At 58.0% G+C, this 22,412-nt stretch carries 23 protein-coding genes; 18 read left to right on the forward strand and 5 right to left on the reverse strand.

Annotation, left to right across the window (positions count from 1 at the left end):
• Positions 1-114: 114 nt before the first annotated feature.
• A complete protein-coding gene (locus ACILSI_RS06380) occupies positions 115-1,161 on the reverse strand; it encodes a helix-turn-helix transcriptional regulator (RefSeq protein ID WP_395721022.1) in 1,047 nt (348 codons plus the stop codon).
• A 68-nt stretch (positions 1,162-1,229) separates the two neighbouring features.
• Here ACILSI_RS06380 and ACILSI_RS06385 point away from each other — a divergent pair, with 68 nt between their 5' ends.
• From ACILSI_RS06385 to ACILSI_RS06430, 10 genes are all read left to right on the forward strand, one after another.
• Positions 1,230-1,895 (forward strand): NADAR family protein, encoded by a 666-nt coding sequence (locus ACILSI_RS06385; protein WP_395721023.1) that lies wholly within the window; start codon positions 1,230-1,232, stop codon positions 1,893-1,895.
• Positions 1,896-1,975: 80 nt separating this feature from the next.
• On the forward strand, positions 1,976-2,158 hold the full coding sequence (locus tag ACILSI_RS06390) for a hypothetical protein (protein ID WP_395721024.1): 183 nt from the start codon (positions 1,976-1,978) through the stop codon (positions 2,156-2,158).
• A gap of 150 nt (positions 2,159-2,308) precedes the next feature.
• Positions 2,309-4,714, forward strand: a complete 2,406-nt coding sequence (locus tag ACILSI_RS06395) for a DUF2779 domain-containing protein (RefSeq protein ID WP_395721025.1) — start codon at positions 2,309-2,311, stop codon at positions 4,712-4,714.
• A gap of 120 nt (positions 4,715-4,834) precedes the next feature.
• Positions 4,835-5,323 carry a hypothetical protein gene (locus ACILSI_RS06400; RefSeq protein WP_395721026.1) on the forward strand — a complete coding sequence of 163 codons (489 nt, stop codon included), beginning with the start codon at positions 4,835-4,837 and terminating at the stop codon, positions 5,321-5,323.
• Positions 5,324-5,349: 26 nt separating this feature from the next.
• Complete coding sequence (locus tag ACILSI_RS06405) at positions 5,350-6,147, forward strand: ParA family protein (RefSeq protein ID WP_395721027.1); 798 nt, start codon at positions 5,350-5,352, stop codon at positions 6,145-6,147.
• Positions 6,148-6,221: 74 nt separating this feature from the next.
• A complete protein-coding gene (locus ACILSI_RS06410) occupies positions 6,222-6,530 on the forward strand; it encodes a hypothetical protein (RefSeq protein WP_395721028.1) in 309 nt (102 codons plus the stop codon).
• A 3-nt stretch (positions 6,531-6,533) separates the two neighbouring features.
• Positions 6,534-7,091, forward strand: a complete 558-nt coding sequence (locus ACILSI_RS06415) for a hypothetical protein (protein WP_395721029.1) — start codon at positions 6,534-6,536, stop codon at positions 7,089-7,091.
• Between the two features lie 50 nt (positions 7,092-7,141).
• Complete coding sequence (locus tag ACILSI_RS06420; RefSeq protein ID WP_395721030.1) at positions 7,142-8,344, forward strand: ankyrin repeat domain-containing protein; 1,203 nt, start codon at positions 7,142-7,144, stop codon at positions 8,342-8,344.
• 33 nt (positions 8,345-8,377) lie between these two features.
• Positions 8,378-8,800: a hypothetical protein gene (locus tag ACILSI_RS06425; protein WP_395721031.1), complete on the forward strand. Its 423-nt coding sequence runs from the start codon at positions 8,378-8,380 to the stop codon at positions 8,798-8,800.
• 28 nt (positions 8,801-8,828) lie between these two features.
• Positions 8,829-9,512 (forward strand): hypothetical protein, encoded by a 684-nt coding sequence (locus ACILSI_RS06430; RefSeq protein ID WP_395721032.1) that lies wholly within the window; start codon positions 8,829-8,831, stop codon positions 9,510-9,512.
• Positions 9,513-9,551: 39 nt separating this feature from the next.
• On the opposite strand, the gene ACILSI_RS06435 is transcribed toward ACILSI_RS06430, so the two are convergent.
• On the reverse strand, positions 9,552-10,451 hold the full coding sequence (locus ACILSI_RS06435) for a sugar phosphate isomerase/epimerase family protein (RefSeq protein WP_395721033.1): 900 nt from the start codon (positions 10,449-10,451) through the stop codon (positions 9,552-9,554).
• Positions 10,452-10,510: 59 nt separating this feature from the next.
• Between ACILSI_RS06435 and ACILSI_RS06440 the strand changes: the two genes are divergently transcribed.
• From ACILSI_RS06440 to ACILSI_RS06460, 5 genes are all read left to right on the forward strand, one after another.
• Positions 10,511-11,287: an SDR family NAD(P)-dependent oxidoreductase gene (locus tag ACILSI_RS06440; RefSeq protein WP_395721034.1), complete on the forward strand. Its 777-nt coding sequence runs from the start codon at positions 10,511-10,513 to the stop codon at positions 11,285-11,287.
• A 75-nt stretch (positions 11,288-11,362) separates the two neighbouring features.
• Entirely contained in the window at positions 11,363-12,259 is an 897-nt protein-coding gene (locus ACILSI_RS06445) for an ROK family protein (RefSeq protein WP_395721035.1), read from the forward strand.
• Between the two features lie 95 nt (positions 12,260-12,354).
• Positions 12,355-13,134 carry a sugar isomerase domain-containing protein gene (locus ACILSI_RS06450; RefSeq protein WP_395721036.1) on the forward strand — a complete coding sequence of 260 codons (780 nt, stop codon included), beginning with the start codon at positions 12,355-12,357 and terminating at the stop codon, positions 13,132-13,134.
• Positions 13,135-13,142: 8 nt separating this feature from the next.
• The gene (locus tag ACILSI_RS06455; protein WP_395721037.1) at positions 13,143-13,442 is read left to right on the forward strand and encodes a hypothetical protein; all 300 of its coding nucleotides are present in this window, start codon (positions 13,143-13,145) and stop codon (positions 13,440-13,442) included.
• Positions 13,443-13,530: 88 nt separating this feature from the next.
• A complete protein-coding gene (locus tag ACILSI_RS06460; protein ID WP_395721038.1) occupies positions 13,531-14,568 on the forward strand; it encodes a methionine synthase in 1,038 nt (345 codons plus the stop codon).
• Here the strand turns inward: ACILSI_RS06460 and ACILSI_RS06465 are convergent, their stop codons facing one another.
• The 3 genes from ACILSI_RS06465 to aspS all read right to left on the reverse strand — a co-directional run bounded on the left by ACILSI_RS06465 (position 14,569) and on the right by aspS (position 18,469).
• A complete protein-coding gene (locus tag ACILSI_RS06465) occupies positions 14,569-15,399 on the reverse strand; it encodes a PP2C family protein-serine/threonine phosphatase (protein ID WP_395721039.1) in 831 nt (276 codons plus the stop codon).
• Positions 15,396-16,466 carry an aldose epimerase family protein gene (locus tag ACILSI_RS06470; RefSeq protein WP_395721040.1) on the reverse strand — a complete coding sequence of 357 codons (1,071 nt, stop codon included), beginning with the start codon at positions 16,464-16,466 and terminating at the stop codon, positions 15,396-15,398. Before ACILSI_RS06470 ends, ACILSI_RS06465 begins: the two co-directional genes overlap by 4 nt.
• Before the next feature lie 170 nt (positions 16,467-16,636).
• Positions 16,637-18,469 carry an aspartate--tRNA ligase gene (aspS, locus tag ACILSI_RS06475; RefSeq protein ID WP_395721041.1) on the reverse strand — a complete coding sequence of 611 codons (1,833 nt, stop codon included), beginning with the start codon at positions 18,467-18,469 and terminating at the stop codon, positions 16,637-16,639.
• A 114-nt stretch (positions 18,470-18,583) separates the two neighbouring features.
• Here aspS and ACILSI_RS06480 point away from each other — a divergent pair, with 114 nt between their 5' ends.
• The 3 genes from ACILSI_RS06480 to ACILSI_RS06490 all read left to right on the forward strand — a co-directional run bounded on the left by ACILSI_RS06480 (position 18,584) and on the right by ACILSI_RS06490 (position 22,387).
• The gene (locus tag ACILSI_RS06480; RefSeq protein ID WP_395721042.1) at positions 18,584-20,065 is read left to right on the forward strand and encodes a sulfatase; all 1,482 of its coding nucleotides are present in this window, start codon (positions 18,584-18,586) and stop codon (positions 20,063-20,065) included.
• A 250-nt stretch (positions 20,066-20,315) separates the two neighbouring features.
• Positions 20,316-20,912, forward strand: a complete 597-nt coding sequence (locus tag ACILSI_RS06485) for an RNA polymerase sigma factor (RefSeq protein WP_395721043.1) — start codon at positions 20,316-20,318, stop codon at positions 20,910-20,912.
• Positions 20,913-21,049: 137 nt separating this feature from the next.
• A complete protein-coding gene (locus tag ACILSI_RS06490) occupies positions 21,050-22,387 on the forward strand; it encodes a DUF1501 domain-containing protein (RefSeq protein WP_395721044.1) in 1,338 nt (445 codons plus the stop codon).
• Positions 22,388-22,412 lie beyond the last annotated feature (25 nt).

The raw sequence follows: 22,412 nt of genomic DNA on the forward strand, positions 1-22,412 counted from the left end.
CCGAGATCGGTTTTTGGAAATCCGAGGTCGGATTTGGCAAATCCAGGCTGGGTATGTGGGTACACCGGGCTGGGTTCGTGGGCACACCGGGGTGGGTTTGCGGGCACATACGGCTCAATGTGCGTCATAGAGTTTGCCCATTCGTTCGATCAGTTCTCGGACCTCTTTCACCAGTGCTGGCGGCCCGAGCACCTCGCAATACGGCCCCCACTTCAAGATCCAGGACGTTACGTCTGCAAAAGAGTGGGTCTGAAACGTGACCTCCACCGTTCCATCCCCTGTCTTTGATTCGGTGATTGTCATCCCCGGATGGCGGCGCTCCGCTTCTTGGATGATCCGCGCTGCATAGCCGAACATTTTTACCTTCACGTTCATCGGCTTGCCGTCGCCGGACCAGACGCCGTAGATTTTCGCTTTCTCCTCCCAGTGTTTGGGATCATCAAATTCAGCCGGACGCGTGAAGGTCTCATCAAGCAATTCGGCGGTGTGGGTCCGCCACAGCATGAAAGTTCTGATCTCTTTCGCTTCCGTGCAGTGTGAGATGCAATGCCAGCGCCCCTCGAACTCAAGCAGGTGGTAGGGGTGAATGACGCGGGTGCGTGGCTGCCGGTCTTTGTTGCCGGTGTAGCTGATTCGCACCGCTCTTTTTTCAATCAAGCCCTTCACCAAAGTACGGAAGATCGGCACCAAACGCTGCGGCATGGATAATGCCGCGCTTGAAATGAAGTTGCTCAATTCACCATATTCCAAATGATTCTTCTCCAGCAGTTCACCCGCCTGTGATAAGAGCACATCCGCTCCGGCGGAAGGGTCGAGCTTGCTGATCGCATTCAGCACTCCGCGCATGACCACAATGCTCGCCAGCATCTCCTCCCGTGAATTAAGCAACCCACGCAGCTTGTCCTTCGCCCCCTTGCAGGAGTATCCACCGTTTTTGGAATGAATGATGTCATGACCCTGCTGTTTCAAAAAGTCGATGTCCCGCTGCACCGTGCGCACGCTGGCTTGGTATCCATGCCTTTTCAGCTGCTTCGCCAAGTCCTCCCTCGAAGCCGCTGCACCCTTCGTCCGCAGCAAGACCAGAAGGGCGCTGACTCTCTCGAACATTGGTTTCGCTGCGCCACGGTGAGCCTTGGGGGATTTGCCGGGTGAAATTGGCATGGCACTGGTTTTTTGAGGTTTCTCTTGGGTGCCAAGATCTGGCACTTAACCACTTCTATCTTTGGCGCATGATCAAAACAAACAAAATCAGTGATTGTGTCGTTTTCTCGAAAACCAAGGAGTCGTTCGGAGGTTTCTCGAACATGTCCCCGGAGTTCCCCATCACCGTGGGATCTCTGGAGTTTCCCACCTCGGAACACTTTTATCAATCGATGAAGTACGTGGATCACCCCACTGTTCAGAGGGAGATCTTCGGGGAGAAGAATCCCATGTTGATGAAGAACAAACAGAAGAAGTACAAATCGTTGATTCGGAGTGATTGGGAGGAGGTGAAGGGAATCATCATGGATTCCACGATCCACCTCAAACTGGTGTGTAACTGGATCAAGTTCGGGAACCTTCTCCTGGAATCGGGAAACAAAACCATCGTGGAACTCTCCAAACGAGATCCTTACTGGGGGATGATTCTGGTGAAGGGGAGTGATACCACCTTGGAGGGTGAAAACCAACTGGGTGAAATCTTGATGAACCTTCGTTCCAAGTTGTGGATCAACGAAACACGATCGGAACTCCGTTCCTGGAACCCGGAACCGAATCTTCGTTTATCCTTCGGTGGATGGGATCTGAATATCGTGAAAGTGGATCAACGGTTCCTTGAGGTGGGGGAACGTTCATTCCACTACCTCATGGATAAACATCTTCCACCATCGTCCACCCTGGGTCTCGCGGCCTGAGAGTGAGGAACCACCCTGTCGAGTGCCAGGATATGGCACTCGGCAGGGGGTAAGGTTAAACCCATCCATTCCTCCCGCCGATGCAATACCTGCTGACCATTCTTTTCGCCGTGGCTGTCCTGTGTGTGCAGGCGCTTCTCATCATCCTGAAACTTACCGGTGAATTCACCGCTGGCTGGGGACTCATCCTGCTGCCCTGCTGGTTCGTCTGCGCGGTGAATGTGATCGCCCTGCTGATCTGGCTCTTCACCCTCTTCATGTAAGCAACTACTGCCATGCCCTCTCCCTATCTCACCAAGACCGATTTCAAAGCCGCCTTCGATTGCGCCACCAAGCTGCATTATCGCAAACTCGGGTATCCCACCACGGTCGATGACAACGAGTACCTGAAGTTCCTCGCCAACTCGGGCTTCATGGTAGAAACCGTGGCGAAGGCCCAATACCCCCATGGAGTGGATTTGGTGGATGAACGCGATCCACAGCGTGCGTTCAGCCGGACGCAGGAACTCCTGCTGGCGAGCGACAATGCGGTCTTGTTTGAGGCCGCAGCGTTGTTTGGAAAGTTCTACGCTAGGATCGACATCCTGCGCCGCGAGGGCAAAATCCTGCACCTCATCGAAGTGAAATCGTCTTCGATCAACGAGGAGGATGAGGAAGATGACGGCGACTCCCCCTTCTTGAAGCAGAATGGAGATGTCGCAGCCAAGTGGATGCCCTATCTCCTGGATGTGACGTTTCAGCTTCATGTGCTGAGGCTCGCATTCCCGGAGTTTGAGGTGAAGCCCTGGCTCTGCGTGATCAACAAAGGCTGCAAGGCCACGGCCAACGAAACGCTGGCCCACTTCACTGCCATTCGGGACAACGAAAAGCCCAAGTCCCGTCCCAATGTCCACTACTCGGGCAATCGTGAGCAATTGAAGGGCACGTCGCTGCTAACTGAGCGGGATGTGACGAGCGAAACCGGTCTTCTCATGGATCGCGTAGTAAAACGGGCCGACGAACGGGCCGCACTGATCGGTCCCGATGGTCAAGTCGTGCGGGTTCAGGAGTCGGTGGCTGATCTCTACAACACCTGCCGCAAATGCGAATTCCGTTTCGGCCCCGGCAAAGAGAAGGCACCTCATGGCTTTGCCGAATGCTGGGGCACCATGGCATCAGTCCAGCCTCACATTCTAGACATGCACCGCGTTGGGCAGATAGGAACGACCAAATTTCCCGATCCCGTGCCTGAACTCATCCGCAGAGGGAAAGCCTCGTTGCTTGACCTCAAGCAAGACCAACTCGGCAACGAGGGTTCCTACAGGGATCGCCGTCACATGCAGTGGTCGAACTCATTCGGCAAGGGTAGCGAGCACTTGCCAATCGCACTTCAGAACGTGCTCAAGAGTCACGAGGCTGGTCCTGGCCGTCCCTTTCACTTTCTCGACTTTGAAGCCTGTGACGTCGTCCTGCCACATCACGAAGGGCTTCGGCCTTATGAGAGGGTAGCCTTCCAGTGGAGCTGCCATACCCTTAACCAGCAGGGCGAGCTGTCCCATCAGGAATGGCTCAACACCGAACGTGATTTTCCGAACTTCACCTTCGCCCGTACGCTGCGCGACTGCATTGGTGATACCGGCACGGTATATGTGTGGTCGCCTTATGAGCAGACCACGCTGCGCAAGGTGATGGAGCAGATCGGGGAATGGATTGCCGCTGATGAAGGCGAAGCGCTGCGCCTGTCTGGCTTCTCCGAGGTGAAGCAGCTCAATGATCTCGCCGACTGGATCGACCAGCTTCTCGGCCCCGAAAACGCCAAAGGCAAACGTGATCATTCGCTACGCATCCGTGATCTGCACAAGCTTACTTTGGCACACTACTTCCATCCTGAGATGCTAGGACGCACGTCAATCAAAGCGGTGCTGCCTGCCGTGTGGCGTCACTCATCGGCACTGTGGGAGAATCCATGGTTCGCCAAGTATTACCGGGCGGATGCATCCGGTCAGGCGCTCGATCCTTACAAGACCCTGCCGGAACTCCCCTTGGGTGAGGAGAAAGACGATGATGAGTCTGTCAAGGAAGGCACCGGAGCCATCCGCATCTATCAGGAACTCATCTTTCTTCAGGGGCTAACCGAGGAATTCAAAAGCAATCGCAAACAGTTGCTGCTGCAATACTGCGAACTCGACACCGCCGCGATGGTGATGATCTGGGCGCACTGGACCGGCTATGTGGGCGCTCAAAGAAGCAAGGCGAGTATCAAGCGAGAGATGCAACGGATGAGCCCGGAAAACCAAGCCCTTAGGGAGCAGCTTGAGCTTCATATCCAACAGCAGCAACTGCCCGAAAAGATCGCCTACGCAATGAAGCAGGATCTCAAGAAGAAGACGGACATGCTTTACTACAAGATGCCAGTCCCAAGGATGACTGGGCTGCCCGATCCGAAAACTGCTTTGATTGAATATGCGCAGTTCCTCGTCCGGGTTAATGACCTGACATTTTCGTCCACGTTATTACGAATGTTAAACCGGCAGCAGAATCAGACTTTGCGCCGCCTTGCCCCGAGAACCGGCACAAATAAGGATGTGTGGGACCATGTGATTCCAACTGGCTACATCGTTTCAGAGATACTCCGTATGCTGGAAGCACGGAGCATCGAAGGCTTGGAGCTGCTACTTGATCTCTATGCCCAAGCGGGCCAGCGAGCGATCACCAAAGAGGAGGATGCAAAATTGAATGCGGCAGGGTTGAGAAACTCGATGCCTCATGGATGGGACTGGCGGAATGAGGATGCTGATCCTTTTGCACGCTATAAAAGCGCAGGAGTTGATTTGAGCTGAACGGTGGGTCGCCACTGGTAAAGGCGCGATGTGATTCATTGCGCAGTCCCTGTGGGCTGCGCCAGACCATTCTGCCGTTGAGTGCCATGATCTGGCACTCATGTTGTGCGAAGGTTGGGCATGACACCATTCAACACCTCTGAAAGCGCCCTGCTCCGTGCGCATGACCCCGAAACCATCCGCCGAGTCATCACGAATCAAAACCAGGAGCACACGCCCCACGCCTTCCGGGCGGGCCATGCCGGCATGGGAGACTTCAACCGCTTGCTGCCGGTACTGCGGGGACTGCCAGCCGCAGAGCTCGAACCATGGATGGATCTGATCGATGAAATGGGTGAGACGCACCGGGGCTGCCTGCCATGCAGTTGCAAGGTGATGGTGTATTCCTTCCTGATCACCCGCGACATCCTGCCGGAGCGCAGCGCCGAGTACAAGAAACGCTACGACCAGAGAATCACTCGCCACCCCCCGCCCGAGGGCAGGGATTACCTGGCCGAAGTCATCCGCTCACTTCAAGGGGCTCCAGGGGGACCCGAAGAACGTGCCCACAAGATCAACTGGTTAATCACCCTCGAAGACTTGCTCGCTCATCAGCAGCAGGGTGGTTGACCCGCTGAAGAAACATCATTCCTATCATGCGCATCATTGCCATTTGCAGCCCCCTTGGAGGCGTGGGAAAAACCACCCTCGCCATCAATCTCGCCGCCAGCTTGGCCGAGTTGGGTAAACGTGTCCTCCTCGTTGATCTGGATGCTCAGTCTAGCGCAACCATAGCCCTGGGGCTTGCCATGGAGGGAGGAGGAAGCCTGTATTCGGCGCTGGTGGACGGAACGTCACCCAAAGATGTCGTGCGCAGCACACGATTGCCGAACCTGTCCGTCATTCGCTCTCACTATGAACTTGCTAGCGTGGATGTTTGCCTCGTCCAGCGCGGTCAACACTTGACCCGACTGCGTGAGGTCATGGCGGAGCTGCGTGCACTCCCGGACTTTGATTGCATTTTCTTGGACTGCTCACCCTCTATGGGCGTCATGACGAGTGCCGCCATGGCTGTGGCGGATGAATTGCTCGTCCCGCTCCAGCCGGGATTTATGATGTTGCCTGCTGTGAGCTGTTTGCTAGGCCAGATGCAGCAAGTCATTGAGAGTGGGGTCAATCCTGGGCTGCATGTGGGAGGCTTTGTGATCAACAGATTCAATGGTGATACGGCTGAACTCGATAAGCTCGCCCACGAATTGCATGCCCACTTGGTACCTGACGGTTCCTGCAATGTGGCCTACCCCATGGCGATTCCCGAATCCACCGCTTTAGCTGAAGCCCCATGCTATGGCCAGACGATTGCCGAGTACGATCCTCTGGGACGTGGAACCGAGGCTTACCGCTCTTTGGCAAAGGAGTTTCTTGAACGGCACCACTTTTTGAGATACGGGTGAATCGAAAACGCATCCAGCGGCAGGATTTTTATTTATAGCCAAATCAGCCTCATTCGATAACCTTCGTCTTCACGATGAAAAGACAACACCCAACCGCAGACGATGTTCGCCAAAAAATTCTTGCTGACATTAGTGCCGCTAGAGAAAACATGGTTCGAATTCGTTCTGGCGATGTTGCAGCAGATATGGATGCGGAACGATCAACTTGCAGTTCAGCAATGAAAACGTTGTTTCGTTCAGGTGATCAGATTTCAGAACTTCCAAAGGGCAGGCCACCACAAAAAGGCACATCATTCGAAGCGCAGACAGGCGGACAAAATTACGCAGGGGGCAATTTGGTCATCCTCTACGCTCGCCGCACTGATCGTAGTCAACCTAACTAAACCATGAAAAACATTCCCGAACTCTTGAAAGAATTCACCCTTCAGGTGACTCAAGGCGACATTGAAATATACAACGAATTCAGTCTCCAGTTTGAGTTGGGGATTTTCCTGCGTGGCAAGCTGAATGGGACTCGGGTTGAGTTTGAGCGCAATGTGGACCACTTTTTTCAACACAAACGTTTCACGAAGAAGGAGATCGACATCACCATCAAAGATTCTACCGCTTCAAAGCCTCTCTGTGCCATAGAACTTAAGTTTCCTCGCAACGGCCAAGTGCCAGAACAAATGTTCAGCTTTTGCAAAGATATCATGTTTCTTGAGGAGTTGAAAAGTGCCGGTGTGCGCAACACCTTCTTTGTGGCATTTGTTGATGACCGCCTTTTCTGGGAGGGGACAAGGCAAGACGGTATTTACCAGTTCTTTCGTGGACTTTCACCTATCCATGGATCGATTCAAAAACCGACCGGTGAGAAGGACGAAAAGATTGTCCTTAAAGGCAATTATCACGTGGATTGGCTGACAGTGGATCAGAATCGGCGCTGGCTATTCATTAACGTGTAGGTCGCATTTGAATGCCAATATTTGGCACTCAAGGGTCGGTAAGGTGCTGAATGACATCATCCGAATCCACCCAGCCTACCCCCACCAGCCAGCTCAATCCTGACGACATCTCCTGCGGTGTCGATTACCCCACGGCCATCGTTTGCGAAGAACTGCACCGACGCCGGGTGCGCCGTTTTGAAGACATGCTGGTGGACTACCGGGACAACCCAGAGTTTGCGGACGGGGTCCGCGTGGTGCAATCATGCATGAGCAGCCGCAATTTCACCCGCGAGGAACTCGACCGCGGGCTGGCCCTGTATGAAACGGGTGCTCTGCAGATCTACGGCGTGAACCTCGGTGAAAAGGTGTTTGAAACCACGGGGTGGATGGTCACGCACGAATCGGCGGAAACACTGCTGCCGAAGCAATATCGCAACCTGTTGGAAGACGTGGCCCATGTGCGCTCCTTCTTTTACATCAATGAAGCGAACCTCCGGGTGATCGAGGAAACACCCGGCCGATGGATCTACCTGCATCAGAGCTGGGATAACGGACTGGATTACCATTGCATCTACGGTCTGAGCAAATCCAACCTCCGTCTAAAGACGAGCCATGATGATTACTCGTCGATCACGGTTTTTGAATCGGTGGATGAACTGGTTGAGTCACTCGCGAAGACCTGGTTCCTCGCCATCTTCAACGAACCCAAGGTGCGGAATATCGTCACGCTGCATCGCGCTGCACGTGATGGTACGCTGGCCAATGTCCCGCCGGAACTCTTTGAACCGGGAGCCGATGGCAAATCCCCCTGGGACATGGGGGACTGTGGCGATACGCCGCTGCACTTTGCCGCGCGGGAAGGCCGCCTCCACCTGGTGCCCCGGCAATATTTGACCGCACAGCGCCTGCTGGCGGGGGGATACTTCAACGTTGACCGCTGCCCAGCAGCCATCACGCCCCTGACCGCTGCGGTCATCACCGGAGAACGTGAGTTCGTGGTGCGCACCATCCTCGAATTCCCTGCCGCCGAATGGGTGAAGGCCAACGCGGAGGAGTGGTATTCTCTCTCTGAGCAAGCCGAGCAAGTCGGCATCTCGGAGGACATCGCTCCACTGCTGCGGGAGATCGAGGCATTGACGCCAGCTAGGCCGCCGGAACCCGAGGAGGAAATGGTCGAGGTGGATGTGCCGTGCCTTGGCAACAGGCGCATGCCCAAATCTCAAGCTCTGCTTGCCGGCTTTCTCGAATCCTCGGATTCGCCTGCGGTTTGATACATCCGAACCTTGAGACACCCATTTCCAGCCATGGACCCGTTTAACACGCCCACACCTCCGGAGTCAGCACGCCCCGGCCATCGCTTCTGGCTCCGTGCCGATGGCACTGCGTTCGAGGTGAGCGATCACCTGCAAAGCGCACAATACCTCAAGGCCGCATCGGACGAAGCAGACCGGCCTATCCCCTGGGGATACGCAGACATGTTCCGGCATGGCTGGATGCGCATCCACATCGAAGACCACCGTATTTGGGCCGACGGCGCAGCAGGCCACACGGCCACACCTCCGCAGCAACAATGGCTCGACACCGCCAAGACGGCGCTCTCAAGTGAAGCTGGAACTCCGCCCGTGATCAGTGCCATCGAACAGGCTCATGAAGTCGGCGCTACCACCGAACCGCAAACCGCACCCACACTCACTTTCCTCCAAAAAATCGGCTTCAAGAAGTCTTGAGCCGCAAAGATCAACAACCACCAACCTTATGCACCTAGACCTTGAACGCCGGGAACACCTTGGTACCGCCCTCAATCTGGTCCCAGGCTTTCCTTTGCCTGCGCATGAACCTGTGCAACAAGCCCCGGAAACACCGGAAGATAATAGCGCCACGGAACTGCTAATAATGGCGAACACCGAGAACTGGTTCGCCAGACACGCCGAGCACTGCCTCAAGCGCATCTTGTGGCAGGGATCTATTTCGGATTGGTCTGAGCAGCTCCATCAGCACCTCGACCTTTTTGAGCAGGCCGCCGTTGGCGCAGATGGCGGGCCGGGAATGTGGATCACCCGTGCCCAAATGGATTTCCTGAACTGGCAGACTCGAGCTTCGTCCGGCACAACACCTTGCCAGACCCGCTTGTTTGTCGCCACGATGTTCCTCATCGACATGACCCTCTCATGGTCAGAGGCCTCCGATCAAAGCAGCAGCACCACCTTTGCGGCGGCACTGAAATCGAAACACCCATCGCTTCATGAAGCCTCGATTGCAGCGCTTAGATCGTTGAATATCGACGAGGTGTTAAAATTCGTGGGTGACTGCCATGAGATGGTGGATCTCCGAGTCGATAATCCTGAACTGCTCCGCCATCATCTGAAAGCCACTGCTCCCACGATCAGGGAGAACATTCTGGCGCTCCTCCAAAGTGCTCAGATCACCCATGCGGCATAGAGATCGCATGATAGAGCCGCAAGCCCCTAACACAATGCGTCACACCCACCCCAACCACCCCTTGAGCGTCTTCAAATCCCGCAGATGCGCCTCACGGAAGCCCTTCAGCACCGCCGCATCCTTCGGATTGCCTTCGAGATACTCGACGTGGAGGGAGATCGGGCCGCTGTAGCCGGTCTTCATGAGCATCTTGCCATAGGCCGGGTCCACCTGGCCTTCGCCGAGAGGCACGGTGACGAGCTTGCGGCCCTCCCATTTGAAATCCTTGAAGTAAGCCGCACCGATGTGGTCTTTGACGAGGTTGAACTCCAGCGGCCAGGACTTTCCGCCCTCGCAGGTGGCGTGCAGGATGTCGAAGGCGAAGCTGAACTGCTCGGCCGGATACTCCCGCATGATGGAAAAGATGTCCCACACCGGAGCGCCGAAGTAATCCTGCCCGCTGTGATTCTGAAACATCGGCTGGATGCCGATCTCTTTGCACAGAGCCACGAGATCTTTGATCTTCGGCCGGATGGCCTGGAGCTGCTCCCAGATCGGCTGCTTCAGGTCATACTTGAAGTAGTTCATGCGGAAGCGCTTCACGCCCATTTTCGCCGCCGTGCGCAGCACCTCCTCCGTGCGCTGCTCCGCGCTCACCTCGTTGATGCCGGAGGTCATGATCATCATTTCGAGGTTCTGCTTTTTGAGCGCCTCGACAAATTTCGGCAGCTCATCCACGACCTGCTCCGGCTTGATGTGGCCTGCGCTGGGACGAACCGGTGCCTCAATGCCATCCACGCCCATCTCAGCGGCCAGCCCCGCGATGTCGTCATAGCCCAGGCCGATGAGGTGCTTCGTGAAAAAGCAGACCTTGTTCTTCACTTTCGGCGTTTCCGCCATCAACGGAGCCGTAAAAGCCAAAGCAGAGAGATTGCGGACGAAAGCGCGGCGTGTGTTCATGAGGCCAGCATCAACGTTCCTTATTCGACATTCTTCAATCGTCATTCGACATTCCGCCCATGCATTCCCTCTCCTGCCAGAACATCGTCATCATGGGCGGAACCACCGGCCTCGGCCTTTCTGCGGCGAAAAAACTCATCGCCGCCGGAGCGAACGTCGTCATCACCAGCCGCACGCAGGCGAATGTGGATGCCGCGCTTGCCGAACTCGGCCCGCAGGCCCGCGGTTTCGCCGCCGATGCCGCCACGCCCGAAGCTGCTGAGCGTGCCGTGGCCATGTTTGATCGACTCGACGCCCTCTACCACGTCGCCGGCGGCAGCGGACGCTCACAAGGCGACGGCCCACTCCACGAAATGACTGATGACGGCCTGCGCTACACGCTCGACCTCAACTTGAACTCCGTCATCCTCTCGAACCGCGCCGCCATCCGTCAATTCATCAAGCAAGGCACCGGCGGCGTCATCCTCAACATGGCCAGCGTGCTCGGTTACTCGCCTTCGCCGAAATATTTCGCCTCCCACGCCTACGCTGCGGCGAAGGCCGGCATCATCGGCTTCAGCAAATCCATCGCCGCCTACTACGCTCCGCAAAACATCCGCGTGAACGTCATCGCCCCCGCCCTCGTCGAGACGCCGATGTCCAAACGCGCCGCCACCAACGACGACATCATGCAGTTCATCAAAACCAAGCAACCCCTCGACGGCGGCCGCATCGGCCATCCCGACGACTGCGATGCCGCCGCGCTCATGCTGCTCTCCCCCGATTCCAAATTCATCACCGGCCAAGTCCTCGCCGTCGATGGCGGGTGGACGGTGAGCGAAGGGCAGATTGGATAGCCGAAAAAAACGAAAGAGATCAAAAAACAAACCTCAGAGTCTTTTCCTTTTTTCGTTTTTTCGGCCAACCCAACCATGAATCTCTCAGTCGGCATCGACCTCGGCGGCACGAACATCAAAGCCGCGCTCGTGGATACCCAATCCGCGAAAACGCTCGCCACGCTCTCGAAACCCACGCGGGACGGCGAGTTCGAAAATAACACCCCACGCTTCGCCCTCACCGTGCGCGAGATCGTCCACGAGTTCGAAGCCCAGGCAGGCTCCAAGCTTGCTGTCGGCCTCTCCGCGCCCGGCTTGGCCAATCCAAATGACCAATGCATCAACTGGATGCCCGGACGCATGCACGGCCTCGAAAAGTTCGATTGGGCAGCCTTTCTCGAACGCGACTGCCGCGTCCTCAATGACGCCCACGCCGCCCTGCTCGGCGAAGTCTGGGCTGGAGCCGCGATAAAATGCCGCGATGTCTTCATGCTCACACTCGGCACCGGCGTCGGCGGCGCGATCTGGAGCGGCGGAAGGCTTCTCCAAGGCAAAATCGGCCGCGCTGGCCATCTCGGGCACCTCAGCATCGATTCGAACGCGCCATGCGATGACTTCAACACGCCTGGAAGTCTCGAAGACGCCATCGGCAATCAAACCATCGCCCAACGCGGCGAAGGCCGCTACGCCACCACGCACGCGCTGCTTGATGCCTATGCCTCAGGCGATGAGCACGCCAAAATCGTCTGGCTCACCTCCGTCCGCCATCTCGCCGCCGCCATCGCCTCCCTCATCAACGTCCTCGATCCCGAAGTCGTCATCCTCGGCGGCGGCATCGCCACCGGTGCCAAAGACCTTCTCTTCAAACCTCTCCAGCAAATGCTCGACACCTTCGAATGGCGTCCCGGCGGAAATCATGCTCGCCTCGTGTCTGCGGAGCTAGGTGACAGCGCCGGATGCCTCGGTGCGGTCTTTAACCTTCTTAACCGCTAATAGGACGCTGATTTGACGCTGATTTGACGCTAATATCAGAATCCCATTAGCGTCCCATTAGCGTCTTATCAGCGGTTCAAAGATCCCAATTCTCCATGACTCCCGCCCTCCAATACCTCGAAGCCTCCGAACGCCTCCTCCAACGCGTTCGCGACCAACTCCCGCTCATCCAGCAAACCGCTGACCTCTTCGCGAAGACCATCCTCGCCGGTCAAATGGTCCACGTCTTCGGCTCCGGTCATAGCCGCATCCTCGTCGAGGAGATGTGGCCGCGTTATGGCTCCTTTCCGGGCTTCAATCCCATCGTCGAGCTCTCGCTGACCTTCCACAACCTCGTCGTCGGGGCGAACGGCCAGCGCCAGGCCATGTTCCTCGAAAACGTCAGCGGCTTCGCGAGCCGCATCCTGCGCAATTTCGACCTCCAGCCCGGCGACAGCGCCCTCGTCATCTCCAGCGGCGGCTGCAACGTCGTCCCCGTCGAGATGGCCGAGGAGTTTCAAAGGCGCGGCGTCAAAGTCGCCGCCATCATCAGCACCACGCACAGTGAGGCCAGCACCAGCCGCCACCGCGACGGCAAAAAGCTCCAGGACTTCGCGGACATCGTCCTCGATACCGGCGCGCCCGTTGGTGATGCCATGGTGAAGATCGAAGGCCTCGAAACACCTGTGGCTCCCGGCAGCACTGTCGGCGGCTGTTTGCTCGTGAACGCCATCAAAGCCGAAGTGGCAGATCGTCTCACGAAAGCCGGCCAACCTCCGAAGGTGCTGACCGCCGGAGCTGTCGTCGGAGCCGAGAAAGCCACCGAACTCTTCGAGGCCGCGTATGACGAGCACGCGCGGCGGATTGCGAAGTATTATGCGAAGCTGGGAGCTTGAAAGAAGTCATGAAGCGCCTCGCGAACATTCTGATTTGGCTTGTCCTGTTTGTCACAGTTGCTGGGCCAATCGTGTGTATGCTAATTTTGGGGTGGCTGGTTGTGGATTTGGCTGCCGAAGGAATTTCGAGCAGAGCAATCGCATTCGATTATTCAACTCCTATTGAGGGCTGGGAGGCGTGGAAACGAACTCAGTGGATGAATGCAATGCCGGGGTTGGTCTTGGTGGAAGCAGTGATTGGCACTCTGGTTTTTGTTCTCTTGGTCATTTTGCGTCGGCTCCTTCGCCGTTTCCCGAAAGCGGGCTGACGTCTTCATGCACCTTCCCGCCGCATCGGTTGTCCTTTGCGGTTCATGCGTGGCATGACGGCCTCGTCTGCCGTTTCATGGTCACAACATGAAATCCCAACCGCTTCGCACCTCTGTCATCGGCAGCTATCCGTTTCCGGGCTGGCTTGAATTCTCCGCGCAGCACCTCGGCAGCTTCGGAACGACCGATATCGCGGAAATGCAGGACGACGCGGCGCAGGTGGCGATTCAGGATCAAATCACTGCGGGGCTGGATGTCATCACGGATGGCGAGCAGACGCGTTTTGACTTCAACTTGAGCTTCTACGGCTTCATCGAGGGCATCGCACTCGAACCGGCCAGTCCGCGACGCTTTGGACCGCCTGCACACGACCAGCGTGGCAAACACGAGATCGTCGGTGAATTGAAAGCACCTCGTGGACTCGGCGCGGTGGAGGAATTTCAGCGTTTGAAGCGTCTCGCGGGCCACACGGGCAAAAAGCTCAAAGTTTCCGTTCCCGGCCCCTACACACTGAGTGGCCGACTTTCGCCCAATACGCGTTATGCAGATCGTTATGCCATCACCGAAGCTCTGTTACCCATCGTGAACAAGGAGATCGCCGACCTCGTCGCGGCAGGCGCGGAGGAAATCTGCGTCGATGAGCCCAGCATGAGCTGCTACGGCTACCGAGAAGACACGAAACGCTTCGTGGACATCTTCAATCGCACCGTCGCCAGCGGTTACGGCAAGGCCCGCATCTGCACGCACCTTTGCTTTGGCAATTTCAAAGGCCATCCCGTCGGCTGGCGCAAATACGCGCCGCTTTTCCCCGCCTTCCTCGATCTCCACTGCGATGAAGTCCACGTCGAGATGGCGAACCGCGAATACGCCGAGCTCGACGTCATCAAACTCATGTCCGAGCGCTACGACGTCGCCGTCGGCATCATCGACGTGAAGAGCTACCACATCGAAACGCCCGAGCAGATCGCCGATGCGGTGCGTGCGTGTTTGAAACATGCGCCTGCGGACAAACTCGTCTTCGCCCCCGACTGCGGCCTCTCCCAAACCGCCCGCTGGGCCGCGAAGAAGAAGCTCGCCAGCATGTGCGCCGGCGTGGAGATCGTGAAACGCGAATTGGGCCTTTGATCAGGCGATCTTTACCACGCCGACCGTCGTGTTGTCCTGACGGTCATTGTTGATGCGACGAATGGCGAAGATGATCGCGTCGGCGATCTTGTCCGCCGTGGTGTGCTTGCCGAAGCTGAGCAGCTCTTCCAGAGCTTTGTCGGTGAGAGTGAAAATGCCGTCGCTGGCAGAGATGACGATGTCGCCTGATTTCAGCGGCATCGGATCATTGGGGGCGTCGATCATCATCAAAGGCATGCCGAGCAGAGCGGCCTGGAGCGTGTGACGGTCGGGGTGGTTTGCTGCCTCTTCGTGAGTGATCTCACCGCGCTCGGCGCGGGCGTCGATGAGCGGGGAGAGGCTGTGGTCGGCATTGAGGCGGATCAAGGCACCCTCACGGAAGAGAAACAGCGGCGAGTCGCCCACGCTGATCCATTGCAGGGTCTTCGGCGTGATGAGCGCGCCCACCATCGTGGTGCCCATGGGCGGGGCCACGCTGGGCATGCGGCTGGTGATGAAGCCGAGCGTTTCGTTCGCGGTCTCGACCGCGTGCTTGAGCTTCCATGCCACCGGCCCGTCTTGCTCATGGAAGGCGCGCACAAAGGCGTTCACACCGATGTAGCTCGCCACGCTGCCACCAGCGTGGGCGCCGAGGCCATCACCTACGACCAGGAGCAGGCGCTCCAGGCTGCGCTCTTCGGGTTCGGCGGCATCGGCAAAGGCATAGTAGTCCTCCTGGTTGTCGCGACGACCGCGATACTGGCGGGCGGCGAAATCCTGCTCCTGCACGAAGGCGGGCGGCTCGGTTTCAAACAGGGGGACTCGATCGGTCAGGACGGTGGTGGCGCTCACTCGGCAGAAAACTGGTAAATCGTGGTGCTCTGAAAGGTCTCGCCCGGACGCAGGATCACGCTGGGAAAGTTCGGCTTGTTCGGGCTGTCGGGATAATGCTGGGTTTCGAGGCAGAATCCGTGGCGGGTTTTGTAAACATGACCGCCCTTGCCCTTCACGCCGTTGAGGTGATTGCCGGTGTATAGCTGCACACCGGGCTCCGTCGTGCGCACGGTCATCACGCGCCCGCTTTTCGCTTCCTTCACGATGGCGGCGAGCTTCAGGCCGCTGCCGGAGAGGACGTAGTTGTGATCGTAGCCGATGCCCTGGATGAGTGGCTTGAAGTCCGCGCCGATGCGCTCGCCAATCGTGTGCGGCGCGGTGAAATCGAGCGGCGTGCCCTTGATGCTCACGATTTCTCCGGTGGTGATCAGATCGTCATCTGTGGCGGTGACTTGATCTGTTGGGATCGTCAACTCATGGCCCAGAATGTCTCCGCTGCCTTCTCCGGCGAGGTTGAAGTAGGCGTGGTTGGTGAGGTTCAGGACGGTTGGCTTGTCCGTGGTGGCCTGGTAGCCGATTTGCAGGCCATTGTCCTTCGTGAGCGTGTAGGTCACGGTACATTTCAGTGTGCCGGGGAAACCTTCTTCACCGTCAGCGCTGGTGTAGCTGAGTTCCACGCCATCAGTGATCTCCTTTGCGGCCCACACTTTCTTGTCGAAGCCGAGTTTGCCGCCGTGGATGTGATTTTTGCCGGAGTTTGGCGTCACGTTGTGCTCCACACCGTCGATCTTGAACTTCGCGCCGCCGATGCGGTTGGCGTAGCGGCCCGTGATGCAGCCGAAGAAGGGATTCTTGGCGAGATAACCGTCCAGCGAGTCAAACCCTAGCACCACGTCGTCAAACTTGCCGTTTTTGTCCGCCACCTTCAGCGAGACGATGTAGCCGCCCCAATTGGTGATCCTGGCTTCCATGCCACCGACATTGCGCAGTGTGAACAGCTTTACCTCTTCACCTGCGGCGGTTTTCCCCCAAGTCACGGACTCGACGGAGGCGCTGGCGGCATGCGACGGGCTGGCGATCGACATGAGAAGCAAAAGAAGGGTGGAAAGCGCGGGGAAGCGCATGGCGTTGAGCTGGGAAGGTGGGCCGCGAGTGTGGCGGTTCCGGGGAGGCTTCGCAACAAGGTTATTCTGCGTCAAAGCGGCCCGGTTGCGCTGCAATCGGGCCAGCCAACTCCAGGTTTGCTGAAGCCGACCTACTTGGATTCTGGCTGCCCTGCTTCTGGCTTCTTCTCCTTGAAGGTGCTCTGAATGTAAATCTCGCGCAGCGTCTTGAAGTCGATGGTCGTCGGGCTGTCGGTCATCAGGTCGGCTCCCTTGTTGTTCTTCGGGAAGGCGATCACTTCGCGGATGCTGTCCTCGCCGCTGACGAGCATGGCAACGCGATCGAGGCCGAGGGCGAGACCGCCGTGCGGAGGAGCGCCGAATCGGAAGGCGTCGAGGAGATGGCCGAATTTGTGAGCCTGTTCCTCTTCATTCACGCCGAGGATGCTGAACATCTTGGCTTGAAGGTCTTTCTCGTGGATTCGGATGGAGCCGCCGCCGAGTTCGTAGCCGTTGAGGACGACGTCATAAGCTTCGGCACGCACCTTGCCGTATTCACCGGCCTCCATGAGCGGGATGTCTTCCGTTTTTGGGCGGGTGAAGGGATGATGCACCGCCACCCAGCTCTGTGACTCGGCGTCAAAGGCCAGGAGCGGGAAATCGACAACCCAGAGGAAGTTGAAAGCGGTACTGTCCTTGGTGAGTTCGGTCATGTTGGCGATCTCGACGCGCACGCGACCTAGGATGTCGCAGGCCTCCTGCCAGGTGCCGGCATAGAAGAAGACGATGTCGTTTTCTTCGACCTTGAGCTTGGCGATTAGAGCCTTCTGCTCGTCTTCGCTGAAGAACTTCCACAGCGGCGATTTGTATTCGAGCACGCCGTTGGCATCACGCTCCACCTTGATGAAGGCGAGCTGCTTCACTTTCATGCCAGCCTGGATGGCGATCTCATTGAGACGGATCATCTGGCCGGTGGTGATGCCCGCGAAACCCTTCGCGTTGATGGCACGCACGACGCCGCCATTTTCGATGGTGCTGCGGAAGATTTTGAAGCCGCTGCTGGCGAACACATCGGCCATATCGACGATCTCATTGCCGTAGCGTGTGTCAGGTTTGTCGGAGCCGTAGCGGTCCATCGCCTCCTGATACGTCAGGCGCGGGAAGGGCAGGGGGATGTCGCGTCCAGTGCCTGCTTTGAACATGCTAGCGAGCAAGCCCTCGACGAGCGTCACGATGTCGTCGCGTTCAATGAAGCTGGCTTCGATGTCGATCTGTGTGAACTCCGGCTGGCGGTCGGCGCGCAGGTCTTCATCGCGGAAGCAGCGGGCGATCTGGAAGTAACGCTCCAAACCAGCCACCATCATGAGCTGTTTGTATTGCTGCGGGGCCTGTGGCAGCGCGTAGAACTTGCCGGGGTTCAAACGGGCGGGCACGAGGAAGTCGCGGGCACCTTCAGGCGTCGGGTTGCTCAGGATCGGTGTTTCCACTTCCACGAAGCCAGCGGCGTCGAGGTAGTTGCGCGCGGAGTTGGTGATCTTGTGGCGCGTGCGGATGTTCTTGTTCATGCGCTCGCGGCGCAGGTCGAGGTAGCGGTATTTCATCCGCAGATCCTCGTTGGACAGCTCCCGGTCGAGGTGGAAGGGCAGCACGTCGGCCTTGTTGAGCACTTTGCATTCGGTGGCGACGATTTCGACATCGCCGGTTGGCAGCTTGGCGTTTTCGGTGCCTTTCAGACGCTCGGCAACTTTGCCGGTGATCTGCAGCACGTCCTCATCACGCAACGTGTGGCTCTGCGCGGCCAGTTCGGCGTTCTCTTCGGGGCGGAAGACCACCTGGGTGAGGCCTTCGCGGTCGCGTAAGTCGATGAAGATAACGCCGCCGTGGTCGCGTGCCGAATTCACCCAGCCACAGAGCGTGACGGTCTGGCCGATGTGCTCTGTGCGGACGGCGTTGCAATGAAGGGTGCGGAAGGCGTTGGGGATCATGGCGGAAAAAGGGCGCGTAGAGTCGGCGGATTCGTCCGCTGCGCAAGGGGGAAGGCGGGGGCCGAAAAGCAGATGGGGGCAAGGTGGCTGGCGAATGCGTCGTTACCTGCGGCCATGTCCCGTCTTATCCTGCTGCTTTCGTCATTCGCCCTTCTGCATTCGGCCTTTGCGGCGCAGCCGAACGTCATCTTCCTCCTCGCTGATGACCTCGGTCAGCGTGATCTGGGCTGCTACGGCAGCACGTTTTATGAGACGCCGAATCTGGATCGCATTGCCAAGGAAGGAGCGCTTTTCACCAACGGTTACGCTGCCTGCCCGGTGTGCTCGCCGACTCGCGCTGCCGTGCAAACGGGCCGCTGGCCCCAGCGGACGGGAGTGACGGATTACATCGGCGCGGCCAAGACGCCGGATGCTTGGAAGCGCAACACGCTGCTGCTGCCTGCGCCGTATGTGGATCGTCTCGCACATGAGGAAGTGACGATGGGAGAGATGATGAAGGCAGCGGGTTACGCGACGTTTTTCGCCGGGAAGTGGCACCTTGGCCCCGAAGGCTTCTGGCCGGAGAACCAGGGCTACGATATCAACATGGGCGGCGTGGATCGCGGTGGTCCCTATGGCCCGGGGAAGTATTTCACGCCCTACAACAACCCGCGTCTGCCCGACGGTCCGCCCGGCGAGCATCTGCCGGACCGTCTGGCGACGGAGACCTGCAAGTTCATCGAAGCGAACAAGAACAAGCCCTTCTTCGCCTGCTACGCCTTCTATGACGTTCACACGCCGCTGAACGCCCGTGCCGATCTGACGGCCAAATACGAGGCGAAACGCCAAAAGCTCGGTCTGGAGCCGAAATTTGGCCGCGAGGAACCGCGTGATGTGCGTCTCGTCCAGGAACACGCGGTTTATGCCGCGATGGTCGAGGCCATGGACCTCGCCGTGGGCAAGATTTTGGCGAAGCTCGACGAACTCGACCTCGCCAAGAACACGCTGATCATTTTCACCTCTGACAACGGCGGCCTGAGCACCAGCGAAGGTTCGCCGACGTCGAATCTGCCGTTGCGTGGCGGCAAAGGCTGGCTCTACGAAGGTGGCATTCGCGAACCGCTGCTTATCCGCTGGCCTAGGGTGCTCAAAGCTGGACAAACCATCGACACGCCCGTGTGCAGCCCGGATTACTTCGCCACACTCATGGATGTGGCCGGTGACAAAACGACCCCGAAGATTGACGGCGTGAGCCTGCGCCCGCTGCTCGAAGGCAAGGGTGATCTGCCCGAGCGTGCCTTGTGCTGGCACTATCCGCACTACGGCAACCAAGGCGGTGCGCCGGGGGCTGCGATTCGCCGGGGCGACTGGAAACTCATCCAGTGGTTCGAAAAACCCGATGCGCCGGAGCTTTACAACCTGCGAGAGGATTTGAGTGAGACAAAGAATCTTGCCACGCAGCATCCCGGGCGCGTGAAAACGCTGCTGGCCGAGTTGCAAGCTTGGCAAACAGAGGTCGGAGCGCTCATGCCGATGAAAAACACGGCCTACGACGCATCCAAACCCGATGGCCGTGCCGCCGCCCCTGCGAAGGCGGCGAAGAAGAAAAAGCCGTGACCTCACCGCAGGACCGGCCGGCTGCTTGGCCTGAAGCAGATACATTTTGAAGTCGGCTCACCCATTCCGGGAATATTCGCTGCCAAATCAGCTTCTCAAAGGAGCGGTGAAGGCCTGTCCCAAACATTGCGACTAAACTTCGACAAAAATGGGTAAAACACCCCATAACATTAGACAAAACGAAAACAAATCTTTGACAAATCCTGCTTTTGTCGCAGCATCACCGCGAAACCCTTCACAAACCCAACTCATGACTGCGATCGAAACCAACCCCGTTGTAGATCCGAACATCGAAGAAGATATTCGCCTCCTGAAGCGCATTTCTGAGCGCGACGCGGTCAGCTTCCAGGCCTTCTACAAAAAATACAGCGGCCTCATTTTTGCCTCCATCTCGAACGTCCTGAACGATCACCACGACACGGAGGATGTGATGCAGGAGGTGCTCGTCCAGGTCTGGAACAAGGCCCACCTCTATGAACCGCGCAAAGGCAAGCCGCTCACATGGCTGACCACGCTGGCCCGCAACCGCGCCATCGACCGCATCCGCTCCAAGCAGCGCCGCTCCAGGCTTAACGATGACTTTGAGACCGAGAATAAGAAGGACCAGTTTGAGTTCGAGCCTTCCGGCCATGAAAACCTCGAATTCAAGGAGCGCGACGGCATTCTGCACCAGGCTGTCTCCCGTCTCACGCCCGATCAGCGCGAGGCCATCGAGCTCACTTACTTCAGTGGCCTGACCCAGGCCGAGGTGGCCGAGCGACTGCACGAACCCCTCGGCACGATCAAAGCGCGCATTCGTCGCGGTGTGAACCGCCTTGAAACGCTTGTGAAACCGCGTCTGGCCTAATTTCACCCCCCAGAACTGATGACGAGGGGCGGACTCCGGTCCGCCCCTCGTTTGTTTGGTCTCAGAGACAGGTGTGGTATGAACGGAACTCTCGACAGGAAAGGGTGCTGATGATGGCCTCGTAGTTAGGGGTTGCCATGCCCGCTGATTTTCATCTTTCCCGCCGCCAGATGCTGCACACCGCCTCATGCGGGTTCGGTTATCTGGCGATGTCAGGCATGGCGGGGGCTGCGGACTTAATCGCGAGACCACCACGGGTTAAAGCACGGGCACAGCGTGTGATCTTCCTGAACATGGGCGGTGGTCCGGCGCAGATGGACACCTTTGATTACAAGCCGCAGGTCGGGAAGAAGCCGCACGCGGGGTCCATCGCGGAATTCAAACGGCGCGGGCAAAGTGGTCTGTGGGTGAGTGAGCTGTTGCCAAACATCGCGCGTCATGCGGACAAGCTCTGTGTGCTCAACGGCATGACGGCGGACACGAGCATCCACGCGCAGTCGATGCTGCAACTGCACACAGGCGACCGCCTGCGACCCTGCCCGAGCATGGGTGCATGGGTGGCGTATGGCCTGGGCACGGAAAACATGAACCTGCCCGGCTTCATCAGTTTCAACACCGCGAAGCCTGCTGAATACAGCGCCGCGCAGCTTCCGTCCGTGTTTGGCGGCACGCCCATCGGTGTGAATGGCGAGGACATGAGCAAGGCCACGATCAGCAATATCTTCAGCGATCACCTGCCCATGAGCGTGAAGCGCCGCCAGCTCGATCTCGTCCAGGCGATGAATCGCGATCATCTCGGCCTGCGTGCCGATGATGCGCAGCTCGAAGGCGTGATTCAAACGATGGAGCTTGGCTTCCGCATGCAAGCGGCGGCCCCTGATTTGCTCGATCTCAGCCAGGAGTCAACGACGACACTGGAGCGCTATCGCGTAGGCAAAAACTTCGCCGCAGGCACCTGCAAGGCGAGCGACTTTGGCCGCCAGTGCCTGCTGGCACGGCGATTCTGCGAGGCTGGCGTGCGCTTCATCGAGATCACGCACGGTAGTTGGGATCAGCACACGGATCATCGCCGCGATCTCACGGCAAACTGCGCCACCACCGATGCACCCATTGCCGCGCTGCTCGACGATCTCGATGAGCGCGGCTTGCTGGAGGATACGCTTGTGGTTTGGGGCGGTGAGTTCGGCCGTCCAGGTCTCACGCCCGGACAGGACAAAGATCAAACCGGGCATCAGCATCGCGCTTTCACCTTCTGGCTGGCTGGCGGCGGCGTGAAAGCTGGCCATGTGCATGGCAGCACGAACGAAAACGGCAGCGAGGTGGTCGATGGCAAAGTCCACTTCCGTGATCTGCACGCCACGATCCTGCATCTGCTCGGTCTCGATCACGAAAACCTCGCCGTTGTGAGTGGAGGTCGCCGCATCCGGCTCACGGGGCTGCAAGGCGGCAGTGTGGTGAAGGAGATCCTAGCCTAGTCTGCACAAGCCGTGCTCCGATTCG

Origin of the sequence: Prosthecobacter sp. (genome assembly GCF_044232965.1) — a bacterium.
In the GTDB taxonomy this organism is placed as follows: domain Bacteria; phylum Verrucomicrobiota; class Verrucomicrobiia; order Verrucomicrobiales; family Verrucomicrobiaceae; genus Prosthecobacter.

What these genes read in the sequence shown, in the direction of transcription:
- ACILSI_RS06445 (WP_395721035.1), top strand. Translation starts at nt 11,363, where the DNA reads ATGAATCTCTCAGTCGGCATCGACCTCGGCGGCACGAACATCAAAGCC.
- ACILSI_RS06395 (WP_395721025.1), top strand. Translation starts at nt 2,309, where the DNA reads ATGGTAGAAACCGTGGCGAAGGCCCAATACCCCCATGGAGTGGATTTG.
- ACILSI_RS06460 (WP_395721038.1), top strand. Translation starts at nt 13,531, where the DNA reads ATGAAATCCCAACCGCTTCGCACCTCTGTCATCGGCAGCTATCCGTTT.
- ACILSI_RS06480 (WP_395721042.1), top strand. Translation starts at nt 18,584, where the DNA reads ATGTCCCGTCTTATCCTGCTGCTTTCGTCATTCGCCCTTCTGCATTCG.
- ACILSI_RS06410 (WP_395721028.1), top strand. Translation starts at nt 6,222, where the DNA reads ATGAAAAGACAACACCCAACCGCAGACGATGTTCGCCAAAAAATTCTT.
- ACILSI_RS06485 (WP_395721043.1), top strand. Translation starts at nt 20,316, where the DNA reads ATGACTGCGATCGAAACCAACCCCGTTGTAGATCCGAACATCGAAGAA.
- ACILSI_RS06415 (WP_395721029.1), top strand. Translation starts at nt 6,534, where the DNA reads ATGAAAAACATTCCCGAACTCTTGAAAGAATTCACCCTTCAGGTGACT.
- ACILSI_RS06380 (WP_395721022.1), bottom strand. Translation starts at nt 1,161, where the DNA reads ATGCCAATTTCACCCGGCAAATCCCCCAAGGCTCACCGTGGCGCAGCG.
- ACILSI_RS06400 (WP_395721026.1), top strand. Translation starts at nt 4,835, where the DNA reads ATGACACCATTCAACACCTCTGAAAGCGCCCTGCTCCGTGCGCATGAC.
- ACILSI_RS06490 (WP_395721044.1), top strand. Translation starts at nt 21,050, where the DNA reads ATGCCCGCTGATTTTCATCTTTCCCGCCGCCAGATGCTGCACACCGCC.
- ACILSI_RS06390 (WP_395721024.1), top strand. Translation starts at nt 1,976, where the DNA reads ATGCAATACCTGCTGACCATTCTTTTCGCCGTGGCTGTCCTGTGTGTG.
- ACILSI_RS06405 (WP_395721027.1), top strand. Translation starts at nt 5,350, where the DNA reads ATGCGCATCATTGCCATTTGCAGCCCCCTTGGAGGCGTGGGAAAAACC.
- ACILSI_RS06435 (WP_395721033.1), bottom strand. Translation starts at nt 10,451, where the DNA reads ATGAACACACGCCGCGCTTTCGTCCGCAATCTCTCTGCTTTGGCTTTT.
- ACILSI_RS06450 (WP_395721036.1), top strand. Translation starts at nt 12,355, where the DNA reads ATGACTCCCGCCCTCCAATACCTCGAAGCCTCCGAACGCCTCCTCCAA.
- ACILSI_RS06420 (WP_395721030.1), top strand. Translation starts at nt 7,142, where the DNA reads ATGACATCATCCGAATCCACCCAGCCTACCCCCACCAGCCAGCTCAAT.
- ACILSI_RS06455 (WP_395721037.1), top strand. Translation starts at nt 13,143, where the DNA reads ATGAAGCGCCTCGCGAACATTCTGATTTGGCTTGTCCTGTTTGTCACA.
- ACILSI_RS06470 (WP_395721040.1), bottom strand. Translation starts at nt 16,466, where the DNA reads ATGTCGATCGCCAGCCCGTCGCATGCCGCCAGCGCCTCCGTCGAGTCC.
- ACILSI_RS06385 (WP_395721023.1), top strand. Translation starts at nt 1,230, where the DNA reads ATGATCAAAACAAACAAAATCAGTGATTGTGTCGTTTTCTCGAAAACC.
- ACILSI_RS06440 (WP_395721034.1), top strand. Translation starts at nt 10,511, where the DNA reads ATGCATTCCCTCTCCTGCCAGAACATCGTCATCATGGGCGGAACCACC.
- aspS (WP_395721041.1), bottom strand. Translation starts at nt 18,469, where the DNA reads ATGATCCCCAACGCCTTCCGCACCCTTCATTGCAACGCCGTCCGCACA.
- ACILSI_RS06430 (WP_395721032.1), top strand. Translation starts at nt 8,829, where the DNA reads ATGCACCTAGACCTTGAACGCCGGGAACACCTTGGTACCGCCCTCAAT.
- ACILSI_RS06425 (WP_395721031.1), top strand. Translation starts at nt 8,378, where the DNA reads ATGGACCCGTTTAACACGCCCACACCTCCGGAGTCAGCACGCCCCGGC.